The 10,892-nt window shown below is 68.8% G+C and carries 9 protein-coding genes; 4 read left to right on the forward strand and 5 right to left on the reverse strand.

Annotation, left to right across the window (positions count from 1 at the left end):
- On the reverse strand, nucleotides 1–1,096 hold a 1,096-nt coding region (locus AC3XYG_RS34705), incomplete at its 3' end, for an ABC transporter ATP-binding protein (protein WP_489144453.1).
- Entirely contained in the window at nucleotides 1,093–2,616 is a 1,524-nt protein-coding gene (gene glpD, locus AC3XYG_RS34710) for a glycerol-3-phosphate dehydrogenase (protein WP_489144454.1), read from the reverse strand. The genes AC3XYG_RS34705 and glpD, both read right to left, overlap by 4 nt.
- Nucleotides 2,617–2,921: 305 nt before the next feature.
- Here glpD and AC3XYG_RS34715 point away from each other — a divergent pair, with 305 nt between their 5' ends.
- The 4 genes from AC3XYG_RS34715 to AC3XYG_RS34730 are packed head-to-tail and all read left to right on the forward strand — an operon-like array spanning nucleotide 2,922 to nucleotide 6,721.
- Complete coding sequence (locus AC3XYG_RS34715) at nucleotides 2,922–3,929, forward strand: sulfate ABC transporter substrate-binding protein (protein ID WP_489144455.1); 1,008 nt, start codon at nucleotides 2,922–2,924, stop codon at nucleotides 3,927–3,929.
- Nucleotides 3,892–4,767, forward strand: coding sequence for a sulfate ABC transporter permease subunit CysT (gene cysT, locus AC3XYG_RS34720; protein ID WP_489144456.1), 876 nt, complete (start codon nucleotides 3,892–3,894; stop codon nucleotides 4,765–4,767). The genes AC3XYG_RS34715 and cysT overlap by 38 nt, the downstream gene beginning before the upstream one ends.
- Nucleotides 4,755–5,645, forward strand: coding sequence for a sulfate ABC transporter permease subunit CysW (gene cysW / locus AC3XYG_RS34725; protein ID WP_489144457.1), 891 nt, complete (start codon nucleotides 4,755–4,757; stop codon nucleotides 5,643–5,645). Before cysT ends, cysW begins: the two co-directional genes overlap by 13 nt.
- Before the next feature lie 5 nt (nucleotides 5,646–5,650).
- On the forward strand, nucleotides 5,651–6,721 hold the full coding sequence (locus AC3XYG_RS34730) for a sulfate/molybdate ABC transporter ATP-binding protein (RefSeq protein WP_489144458.1): 1,071 nt from the start codon (nucleotides 5,651–5,653) through the stop codon (nucleotides 6,719–6,721).
- Between the two features lie 15 nt (nucleotides 6,722–6,736).
- Here AC3XYG_RS34730 and AC3XYG_RS34735 read toward each other — a convergent pair whose 3' ends face one another.
- The 3 genes from AC3XYG_RS34735 to lepA all read right to left on the reverse strand — a co-directional run bounded on the left by AC3XYG_RS34735 (nucleotide 6,737) and on the right by lepA (nucleotide 10,518).
- Entirely contained in the window at nucleotides 6,737–8,173 is a 1,437-nt protein-coding gene (locus tag AC3XYG_RS34735) for an MFS transporter (protein WP_489144459.1), read from the reverse strand.
- A 132-nt stretch (nucleotides 8,174–8,305) separates the two neighbouring features.
- Complete coding sequence (locus AC3XYG_RS34740; RefSeq protein WP_489144460.1) at nucleotides 8,306–8,617, reverse strand: C-type lectin-like domain-containing protein; 312 nt, start codon at nucleotides 8,615–8,617, stop codon at nucleotides 8,306–8,308.
- Nucleotides 8,618–8,709: 92 nt separating this feature from the next.
- Nucleotides 8,710–10,518: a translation elongation factor 4 gene (gene lepA / locus AC3XYG_RS34745; RefSeq protein ID WP_489144461.1), complete on the reverse strand. Its 1,809-nt coding sequence runs from the start codon at nucleotides 10,516–10,518 to the stop codon at nucleotides 8,710–8,712.
- Nucleotides 10,519–10,892 lie beyond the last annotated feature (374 nt).

Raw genomic sequence — 10,892 nt, forward strand, 5'->3', positions numbered from 1 at the left:
ACCCGTTCCTGGAATCGGTGGCCCGGGACGGGGCGGCGGCCAGCCGGCCGGCCGCGTCGAAGACATAGATCCGGCGCGGATCGATCGCGACCGTCACCGGTGTGCCCAGCTGGTGCTTGTGCACCCCGGCCTGCTGCGCCACCCAGGGCCGGTCGCCGAAGCGGAAATGGATATAGGTCTCGGAGCCGCTGATCTCGGCCAGCTCGACCTGGGTCGCGACCGACGCTTCGCCCGGCCCGGCCTCGCCCAGCCGCAGATGGCTCGGCCGCATGCCGACGGTGCAGGGCCCCGCCGCCAGCCCCTGCAGATGGCCGGTCAGCGGCACCGCGACGCCGCCGCCGAGCATCAGAACGTTGCCCTCGACAGTGCCCGGGCCGATGTTCATCGGCGGGTCGCTGAACACCTCCGCCACCCTGGTCGAGGCCGGGTGCTGGAACACCTCGACCGTCGGGCCCAGCTGCAGCAGCCGGCCTTCGTCCAAGACCGCGGTGCGGCCGCCCAGGATCAGCGCTTCCGCCGGCTCGGTGGTGGCGTAGACCACGATCGCCTTGCCGCGGCGGAAGATCTCCGACAGCTCGGCCCGCAGCTCCTCGCGCAGCTTGTAGTCGAGATTGACCAGCGGCTCGTCCAGCAGCAGCAGGCCGGCATTCTTGACCAGGGCGCGGGCGATCGCGGTGCGCTGCTGCTGGCCGCCGGACAGCTCGCCCGGCAGCCGCTCCAGGAACCGGTCGATCCGCAACATCGCCGCCGTCTCGCGCACCTTGCGGTCGATCTCGGCGCGGCCCAGCCCCTTCAGCCGCAACGGCGAGGCGATGTTGTCGTAGACCGTTTTCGAGGGATAGTTGATGAACTGCTGGTAGACCATGGCGACGTCGCGGTCGCGCACCGATTTGCCGGTGACGTCGCTTCCGTCGACCAAGACCTTGCCGCGGCTCGGCCGGTCGAGGCCTGCCATCAGCCGCATCAGCGTGGTCTTGCCGGCCTGGGTGCGGCCCAGCAGCACGGTCAGCGTGCCGGGTTCGAAGGTCAGGTCCAGCGGCGCGATATGCGCCTCGGCGCCGACATCCTTGGCGATTCCTGCAAGGGCCAGGGTCATGACGCGGCCCTTTCGCCGGGCTGGGAATTGCGGGCCCGCAGCCAGTCGCCGATCGCGCCATGCGCCGCGGCCGGGATGTGCAGCCCCAGCTTGGACCGGCGCCACAGCACGTCTTCTTCCGTCCGCGCCCATTCCTGGTCGGCCAGGTACTCCAGCTCGGCCTCGGTCAGGCCGGCGCCGAAGTCGCGGCCGAGATCCTCGAGGCTCTGGGCCTCGCCCAGCAGCCGGTCGATCCGGGTGCCGTAGGCCCGGGACAGGCGGCGGGCCAGCGCCTCCGGCAGCCACGGGCGGGCGGCACGAATCCTGGTCAGGAAGGCCTCGAAATCGGCATCGGGGATGTCGCCGCCGGGCAGGGGCGCCGTCGCGGTCCAGGGCTTGCCCTTGATGGCCATCACCGGGGCCAGCTTCTCGATCGCATGCTCGGACAGCCGGCGCGAGGTGGTGATCTTGCCGCCGAACACCGACAGGGCCGGCGCCTGGCCGGCCGGGGCGTCCAGCTCCAGCACATAGTCGCGCGTCGCTTCGGAGGCGCTGGAGGAGCCGTCGTCGTAGAGCGGCCGCACGCCGGCATAGCTCCAGACCACGTCGTCCGGTGTCGGCCCGGCGGTGAAGCAGCGGCCGACCGCCTCGCACAGATAGGCCGTCTCCTCCGGCGTGATCGCGGCACCGGTCGGGTCGCCGTGAAAGTCGAGGTCGGTGGTGCCGATCAGCGAGAATTTCCCCTCATAGGGGATGACGAAGACGATGCGCCGGTCGGCATTCTGCAGGATGAAGGCCTCGGGCCCGTCATACAGCTTCGGCACCACGATATGGCTGCCCTTGACCAGCCGCACCTTGCTGGCACCCGGCAGGGCCATGGTGTCGTTCAGCACATGCTTGACCCAGGGGCCGCCGGCATTGACCAGGGCGCGCGCCGCGACCTGGCGCTCGACCCCGTCATCGCCGCGCAGCACCGCCGCCCAGCGGTCGCCCTCGCGTCGGGCCGAGATGCAGGCGGTGCGGGTCAGGATCTCGGCGCCGCGCTCACGCGCATCCAGCGCGGTCAGGGCCACCATGCGGGCGTCGTCGACCGAGCAGTCGGAATATTCGAAACCGCGGGTCAGCTCAGGCCGCAGCACCCGGCCCATCGCGCCATTGCGCAGGTTCACGCCATGGCTGGCCGGCAGGATCTTGCGGCCGCCCAGATGGTCGTACAGGAACAGGCCGATCCGGACCATCCAGGCCGGCCGCATCGACCGGTCGTGCGGCAGCACGAATCGCATGGGGCGGATGATGTGCGGTGCCGCGCGCAGCAGCACCTCACGCTCCATCAGCGCCTCGCGCACCAAGCGGAACTCGTAATATTCGAGATAGCGCAGGCCGCCATGGATCAGCTTGGTCGAGGCCGAGGAGGTGGCGCCGGCCAGGTCGTTCTTCTCGCACAGCAGGACGGACAGGCCGCGCCCCACCGCGTCACGCGCAATGCCGACGCCATTGACGCCGCCGCCGATGACCAGGAGGTCGTACAGCACCTCAGTCACGTTTCCCGCCTTTGGTCTGCGGCAAGGCCGCTTTCGATATTCGCAAACGAAAATCTGCATCGCCGGCCTTTCCGATACAATCGGAATTCGCCGAAAATGCGCAGGATCAGGTCCGATCGGCTGTTCGCATGTGCGAAAGCGAAGGGAATGCGAACGCCAAAAACAGCAGTAATATTCTGTTAAATATGCGAATCAGTGATTGGCATTTGATGTAAAATAGAGATTGCGTTCGTCGCTATTCCTCGCCTTACTGTCTCGAACGCCGCGTTATCCACACAACCAACAGGACATTGGAGGGTCGAGTCATGCGGACAATGACCACTCGGCTGCTGGCCGCGGCGGCCATCGTGCTGGCCTCGGCCGCCGTGCATGCCGCCGACATCAAACTGCTCAACGTCTCCTACGATCCGACGCGTGAGCTGTACAAGCAGATCAACGCCGCCTTCGCCGAACAGTGGAAGGCCAAGACCGGCGACACCGTCACCATCGAATCCTCGCATGGCGGCTCCGGCGCGCAGGCGCGCTCGGTGATCGACGGGCTGCAGGCCGACGTCGTCACCCTGGCCCTGGCCTATGACGTCGACGCCATCGCCGCCAAGGGGCTGCTGGACAAGGACTGGCTGAAGAAGCTGCCGGACAACAGCGCACCCTACACCTCGACCATCGTGTTCCTGGTGCGCAAGGGCAACCCGAAGGGCATCAAGGACTGGCCGGACCTGACCAAGGAAGGCGTCCAGGTCATCACCCCCAACCCGAAGACCTCGGGCGGGGCGCGCTGGAACTACCTCGCGGCCTGGGGCTATGCCCTGAAGCAGCCCGGCGGCAACGACAAGACGGCGGCGGACTTCGTGCAGAAGATCTTCGCCAATGTCCCGGTGCTGGACACCGGCGCCCGCGGCTCGACCACCACCTTCGTCCAGCGCGGCATCGGCGACGTGCTGATCGCGTGGGAGAACGAGGCGTTCCTGGCGGTCAAGGAACTCGGCCCCAACGAATTCGACATCGTCGTGCCGTCGATCTCGGTCCTGGCCGAACCCTCGGTCGCGGTGGTCGACAAGGTGGTTGACGCGCACGGCACCCGCGCCGTCGCCCAGGCCTATCTCGAATTCCTGTATTCGCCGGAAGGGCAGGACATCGCGGCCAAGAACTTCTACCGTCCGCGTTCACCCGAGGTGGCGGCGAAGTACAAGGACGCCTTCCCCGCGGTCAACCTGATCACCATTGACGACCCCATCTTCGGCGGTTGGCAGAAAGCACAGAAGACGCATTTCTCGGATGGCGGCACCTTCGATCAGATCTACCGAAAGGGCTAGGGAAAGCCCGCCCCCGGCATCACGCCATGTCGGCGTGCTGCCGGGATTCGGGCTGACCCTCGGCTTCTCCCTCACCTATCTCGCGCTGCTGGTGCTCTTGCCGCTGGCAGCGCTGGTGATTCGGCCCTGGGAGCTCGGGCTCGACGGCGTCTGGCGGGTGGTGTCCTCGCCACGCACGCTCGGCGCGCTCAAGCTCAGCTTCGGCCTGGCACTGCTGGCCGCGGCGGTCAATGTCGTGTTCGGCACGCTGGTCGCCTGGGTGGTGGTGCGCTACCGCTTCTGGGGTCGGCCGCTGATGAACGCGCTGATCGACCTGCCCTTCGCCCTGCCGACGGCGGTGGCGGGCATCGCCCTGGCCTCGCTCTACTCGCCCAAGGGCTGGCTCGGCGGGCCGCTGATGCAGATCGGCATCAAGGCCGCCTTCGGGCCGCCCGGCATCTTCATCGCCCTGGTCTTCATCGGCCTGCCCTTCGTGGTGCGCACGGTCGAACCGGTGCTGGAGGACCTCGACCGCGAGATCGAGGAAGCGGCGTCGACTCTCGGCGCCCGCCGCTGGCAGGTGATCTGGCGGGTGGTGCTGCCGCCACTGCTGCCTGCGATCCTGACCGGCTTCATCCTCGCCTTCGCCCGCGCCGTCGGCGAATACGGCTCGGTCATCTTCATCGCCGGCAACATCCCGGGCCTGTCGGAGATCGCGCCGCTGCTGATCGTCATCCGGCTCGAGGAGTATGACTACGCCGGCGCCGCGACCATCGGCACGATGATGCTGGCCGCGTCCTTCGTCATCATCCTGGTGGTCAACCTGCTGCAGCGCTGGAGCCGCAAATGGGCGGATTGACCAACTCGCTGGCGGCGGCGCGCAAGCGCCTCAAGCCGGCGCAGCGGCCGTGGGAAGAGCCGCTGGCCATCCGCATCGTGCTGATCGCGATCGCCGCCCTGTTCCTCGGCATCTTCCTGGTGCTGCCGCTCGCCGTCGTGCTGACCGAGGCGCTGCGCAAGGGCTGGGACGCCTATCTCGAGGGCATCGGCAGCGACGATTCGCTCGCGGCGATCCGGCTGACCCTGACCGTCGCGGCCATCGCCGTGCCGCTGAACACGATCTTCGGCCTGGCCACCGCCTGGGCCATCGCCAAGTTCGAATTCCCGGGCAAGAGCCTGCTGACCACCTTCGTCGACCTGCCCTTCTCGGTCTCCCCTGTCATCTCCGGCCTGATCTATGTGCTGCTGTTCGGCGCCAATGGCTGGTTCGGCCCGTTCCTGGAGGCGCATGGCATCCGGGTGATCTTCACCGTCAGCGGCCTGGTCATCGCCACCATCTTCGTCACCCTGCCCTTCGTGGCGCGCGAGCTGATCCCGCTGATGCAGGACCAGGGCACGGATGAGGAGGAGGCGGCGGTGCTGCTGGGCGCCAGCGGCTGGCAGACCTTCTTCCGGGTGACGCTGCCCAACGTCAAATGGGCGCTGCTGTATGGCGTGCTGCTGTGCAACGCCCGGGCGATGGGCGAATTCGGCGCCGTCTCGGTCGTTTCCGGCCACATCCGCGGCGTCACCAACACCATGCCGCTGCAGGTCGAGATTCTCTACAACGAGTACAATTTCGTCGGCGCCTTCGCCGTGGCCTCGCTGCTCGCCGGCCTCGCCTTGGTGACGCTGGTGCTGAAGACCCTGCTCGAATGGCGGTTCCGGTCGGACCGCACCGAACCCGCGGAGAGCTGAGCCGTATGCCGATCGCCATCCAAGGCCTGACCAAGCGCTTCGGCCCGGTCTTCGCGCTCGACGGCATCGAGCTGGAGGTGCAGGACCGCGCCTTCGTCGCCCTGCTCGGCCCCTCCGGCTCCGGCAAGACCACGCTCTTGCGCATCATCGCCGGGCTGGAACGAGCTGATGCCGGCCAGATCCTGGTCGACGGCACCGACATCGCCGCAGTGCCGCCGCGGCAGCGCCGCATCGGCTTCGTGTTCCAGCACTACGCCCTGTTCCGGCACATGACCGTGTTCGGCAACATCGGCTTCGGCCTGCAGGTGCGGCCGGGCGCGACCCGCCCGGCGAAGACCGAGATCAAGCGCCGGGTCGAAGAGCTGCTGGCCCTGGTCCGGCTGCCGGGCCTGGGCGGGCGCTATCCGCGCCAGCTGTCGGGCGGCCAGCGCCAGCGCGTCGCCCTGGCCCGGGCGCTTGCGATCGAGCCGAAGCTGCTGCTGCTCGACGAACCCTTCGGTGCGCTCGACGCCAAGGTGCGGAAGGAGCTGCGGGTGTGGCTGCGCGAGCTGCACGACCGCACCGGCTTGACCAGCCTGTTCGTCACGCACGACCAGGAAGAGGCGCTGGAGCTGGCCGACCAGGTGGTGGTGATGCGCGACGGCCGGATCGAACAGCAGGGCGACCCGGCGGCGCTGGTCGACCGCCCGGCCACCGCCTTCGTCTCCGCCTTCCTCGGCGACGTCAACCGCCTGCCCTGCACCGTGGCGCAGGCCGGGTCCGTCGACATCGCCGGGCTGCGCCTGCCGGCCGACACCGGCGCCCTGGCGGCGGGCAGCCGGGCGATCGCCGACATCCGGCCGCGCGCCATCCGGCTGGTGCCGGCGGGCACCACGGGTGAGGGGCTGGTGACCGGCACGGCGCGGCGGGTGCTGCACAGCGCCACCACGGTGACGATCGAGGCCGAGACGACGCTGTCGCCCGACCCGATCCGGATCGAAGCCGACCGCTACGCCGCCGACCTGCCGGCGCTGGCCGTGGGCGATGCGCTGACCCTGCGCCTGCCCCCACCCTTCGTCTTCGCCGCCGAGAGCTGACGACTTCGTAGCCCTTCACTCGATCGAAGCGAGATCCGTCGGATCGATCCGCTGTGGCCGCCGGTCCGTGTCGTTCGGCAGCAGGCGCAGGAAGCTGGCGATGCTGGCCAGCCCGGCGAAGCCGGCGCCCACCGCCAGGGCCAGGGCCGGCCCATGCAGCGCCGCCAGGCTGAAGCACAGCGCCACCAGGGCGGCGCCGATGGTCTGGCCCAGCAGCCGCGCCTGGGCGACGATGCCGCTGGCGCCACCGCTGCGATGCGCCGGCGCGCTGGCGATCAGCGCCTTCTGGTTCGGCGCCTGGAAGAAGCCGAAGCCCCAGCCGCACAGCGCCATGCGCCAGCAGATGTCCAGCACATCAGGCTCCGGCGGCAGCAGGGCCATCAGCACCATGCCCAGGCACAGGATGGCCAGGCCGATGCCGCCCAGCACCCCGGCGGAATAGCGGTCGGACAGCCGGCCGGCGATCGGCGCCATGATCGCCACCACCACCGGCCATGGCGTCATCAGCAGGCCGGTCTCGACCGCGGTGCGGCCCAGCGTGCCTTGGAAGTAGAAGGGCAGGGCGACGAAGGCCAGGCCCTGGGTGGCGAAGGAACAAGCGGCGGTCAGCGCCGACAGGGCGAAGATCGGCCGGCGGAACAGGTCTAGCGGCAGCAGCGGCGCCGGATGCTCCGCCTGCCGGCGCACCAGCAGCACGCCGAACAGCACCGCGCCCGCGAGCTCCAGCACGACCTCGATCGGCGACGCCTGGTGCGCGGCCTCGCCGATCGCCACGATCAGCAGGCCGAAGGCGCCGGCGTTCAAGGCGGCGCTGACCATGTCGAAGCGGTGGGTCGACCGTTTCGTGTAGGGCAGGGTCGGCAGCGCCACCGCCAGCGCGATCAGGCCGAGCGGCAGGTTGACGGCGAACAGCCACTGCCAGGACGCGACCGCCAGGATGCCGGCGGCGACGGTCGGGCCGAGCGCGGAGAAGATCGCCACGATCAGGGTGTTGAAACCGACGCCGCGGCCGAGCAGCCGGGTGGGGTAGATGAAGCGGATCAACGCCGCGTTCACGCTCATGATGCCGCTGGCGCCGAAGCCCTGCAGCACCCGCGCCGCGGTCAGGCTGGGCAGCGACCAGGACAGGGCGCAGGCCACCGAAGCGACGGTGAACAGCGCCAGCCCGGCCATGTAGATGGTGCGGTAGCCGATGATCTCGCCCAGGGCCGCCAGCGGCAGCAGCGAGACCACCAGCGCCAGCTGGTAGGCGTTGACCACCCAGACCGAGGCGGCCGGGCTGGCCTGCAGGTCGGCGGCGATGGTCGGCAACGCGGTGTTGGCGATGGCGATGTCCAGCACCGACACGGCGATGGCAATCGACATCGCCAGCATGGCGGCATAGCGGCGCGGCACGGGCAGGCCGTCTGCCTGCACCGCCTTGCGGTCGGCCAGCTTGGTCGTGGCGTCCATCTCGATCCCATCGCTCCGGAGCCGCCATCATCGCGGCAGCGGCCCGCCGGGACCAATGCAGCCACGGCGTATCAGCCGGGACGACGCAATGAGTCGCAGGGAGCGGGAGTCGCTGGGGAATGGGCGGCTGGCCTACGGAAGCTTGCCGGTCGGCGGGTGCACGGTGTGGAAGGCGGCGATCAGCGCCACCGCCTCGCTGCGCAGGGCCGGGCTGATCTTGGGCTGGCCCTCGGCGATGGCGGCCTTCAGCGCGCCCAGCAGCCCGTCGATCCGGGTCAAGATCTCCTCCCGGTTCACCCCGGCGCGCTGGTTTTCCAGGCTGTGGTCGTCGGACACGATCTGGAACTGGGAGCCGAGCCAGCCGACCAGTTCGTCGGCGCGGGTGAACAGCTTCTGCCGGTTGTCCTGCTCGTAGACGATCACCGGCTCGACTTCGGTCGCCATGGGCAGGCTCTCCCGGGTTGCATTCGGCATCGCAGGGGATGCCTGGATGCAACACCAGGAATGGGGAGTGGTTCCCAGCCGTCCGGACGAGCCTATTGGTCGCCCATCTTGAGCGCAGCGATGAAGGCACTCTGCGGAATCTCGACCTCGCCGAACTGGCGCATCCGCTTCTTGCCTTCCTTCTGCTTATCCAGCAGCTTGCGCTTGCGGCTGATGTCGCCGCCATAGCACTTGGCCAGCACGTCCTTGCGCAGCGCCGCCAGCGATTCGCGGGCGATCACCTTGCCGCCGATCGCCGCCTGGATCGCGATCTTGAACAGCTGCTTCGGGATCAGCTCCTTCAGCCGCTCGCACAGGTGCCGGCCGCGCCGGTCGGCCTGGCTGCGGTGGACGATCATGGCCAGGGCGTCGACCTGCTCCTGATTCACCAGGATCGACAGCTTCACCAGGTCGCCCTCGCGGTAAGAATCGATCTGGTAGTCGAAGCTGGCATAGCCGCGGCTGATCGATTTCAGCCGGTCGTAGAAGTCGAACACCACCTCGTTCAGCGGCAGGCGGTAGACCAGCATCGCCCGGCCGCCGACATAGGTCAGCTCGACCTGCTCGCCGCGCCGCTCGGTGCACAGCTGCAGGATGCCGCCGAGGTATTCGTCCGGCAGCATGATCGTGGCCTTGATCCACGGCTCCTCGATCCGGGCGATCCGCATCACGTCCGGCATGTCGGACGGGTTGTGCAGGTTCATCACCGAATCATCGGTCATGTGCAGCTTGTAGACCACTGACGGCGCCGTGGTGATCAGGTCGAGGTCGAACTCCCGCTCCAGCCGTTCCTGGATGATCTCCAGGTGCAGCAGGCCCAGGAAGCCGCAGCGGAAGCCGAAGCCCAGCGCGGCCGAGGTCTCGGCCTCGAAATGGAAGCTGGCGTCGTTCAGGGCGAGCTTGCCCAAGCTGTCGCGCAGCCGCTCGAAATCATTGGCGTCGGTCGGGAACAGCCCGCACCAGACCACGGGGACCGACGGCTTGAAGCCCGGCAGCGGCGACGCAGCCGGGCGGCGATCCTCGGTCAGGGTGTCGCCGACCTTGGTCTCGGCGATCTCCTTGATGCCGGCGGTGATGAAGCCGACCTCGCCGGGGCCGAGTTCACGCACCTGTATTGGCTTCGGCGTGAAATAGCCGACGCGGTCCAGCTCGCGCGCCGCACCGGTGGCCATGAAGCGGACCTTCTGGCCGACCTTCAGCGTGCCCTCGACCACCCGCACCAGGATGACGACGCCGAGATAGGGGTCGTACCAGCTGTCGATCAGCAGCGCCTTCAGCGGTGCCTCGGGGTCGGCGTGCTTCGGCGCCGGCAGGCGGTGGACGATCGCCTCCAGCACGTCGTCGATGCCGATGCCGGTCTTGGCCGAGATCAGCACGGCGTCGGAGGCGTCGATGCCGATGACGTCCTCGATCTGCTGCCGGATCCGCTCCGGCTCTGCCGCCGGCAGGTCGATCTTGTTGAGGACCGGCACAACCTCGTGGTTGGCGTCGATCGCCTGGTAGACATTCGCCAGGGTCTGCGCCTCGACGCCCTGCGAGGCATCGACGATCAGCAGCGAGCCTTCGCAGGCGGCGAGCGACCGGCTGACCTCATAGGCGAAGTCGACATGGCCGGGCGTGTCCATCAGGTTCAACTGATAGGCCTCGCCGTTCTTGGCGGTGTAGCCCAGGCGCACGGTCTGCGCCTTGATGGTGATGCCGCGCTCGCGCTCGATATCCATCGAGTCCAGCATCTGCGCCTTCATCTCGCGCATCTCCATCCCGCCGCACCGCTCGATCAACCGGTCGGCAAGCGTCGATTTGCCGTGGTCGATATGGGCGATGATCGAGAAGTTGCGGATATGGTCCTGGGGAGAGCTCATCGGTGCGCCTGAAGACTGGATCGGCCCGGAACATAAGGGGCCGGGCCGCCCGGCGCAATGACGCCGCCCGCAGGGGCTGCAACACGCCGGCGCGGCCGGGCTTCAGCCGACCGCGCCGGGTGGATCGAGGGTTCGCCGTCAGGTCAGTTCTGGAACGGCTCGCCCGGCTTTTTCTTCTCCGGCGGCGGTGGGCGATCGGCCGGCTGCGGCGGTGGCCGATGCGCTGCAGGCTGCTGCGCATGGGGCTGCTGGGCATGAGGCTCGGGCCGGGCGAAGTGCTGCTGCGGCTGCGCCGGATGCTGCTGCACCGGGCGGGGCGCGGCGGCCTGGCGCACGGGGGCGGGCTGGGCCGCATGGACCGGCTGCTGCGGCGC

It is taken from the genome of Inquilinus sp., from assembly GCF_057815775.1.

What these genes read in the sequence shown, in the direction of transcription:
- AC3XYG_RS34715 (WP_489144455.1), top strand. Translation starts at nt 2,922, where the DNA reads ATGCGGACAATGACCACTCGGCTGCTGGCCGCGGCGGCCATCGTGCTG.
- cysT (WP_489144456.1), top strand. Translation starts at nt 3,892, where the DNA reads ATGGCGGCACCTTCGATCAGATCTACCGAAAGGGCTAGGGAAAGCCCG.
- cysW (WP_489144457.1), top strand. Translation starts at nt 4,755, where the DNA reads ATGGGCGGATTGACCAACTCGCTGGCGGCGGCGCGCAAGCGCCTCAAG.
- AC3XYG_RS34730 (WP_489144458.1), top strand. Translation starts at nt 5,651, where the DNA reads ATGCCGATCGCCATCCAAGGCCTGACCAAGCGCTTCGGCCCGGTCTTC.
- AC3XYG_RS34735 (WP_489144459.1), bottom strand. Translation starts at nt 8,173, where the DNA reads ATGGACGCCACGACCAAGCTGGCCGACCGCAAGGCGGTGCAGGCAGAC.
- AC3XYG_RS34740 (WP_489144460.1), bottom strand. Translation starts at nt 8,617, where the DNA reads ATGGCGACCGAAGTCGAGCCGGTGATCGTCTACGAGCAGGACAACCGG.
- lepA (WP_489144461.1), bottom strand. Translation starts at nt 10,518, where the DNA reads ATGAGCTCTCCCCAGGACCATATCCGCAACTTCTCGATCATCGCCCAT.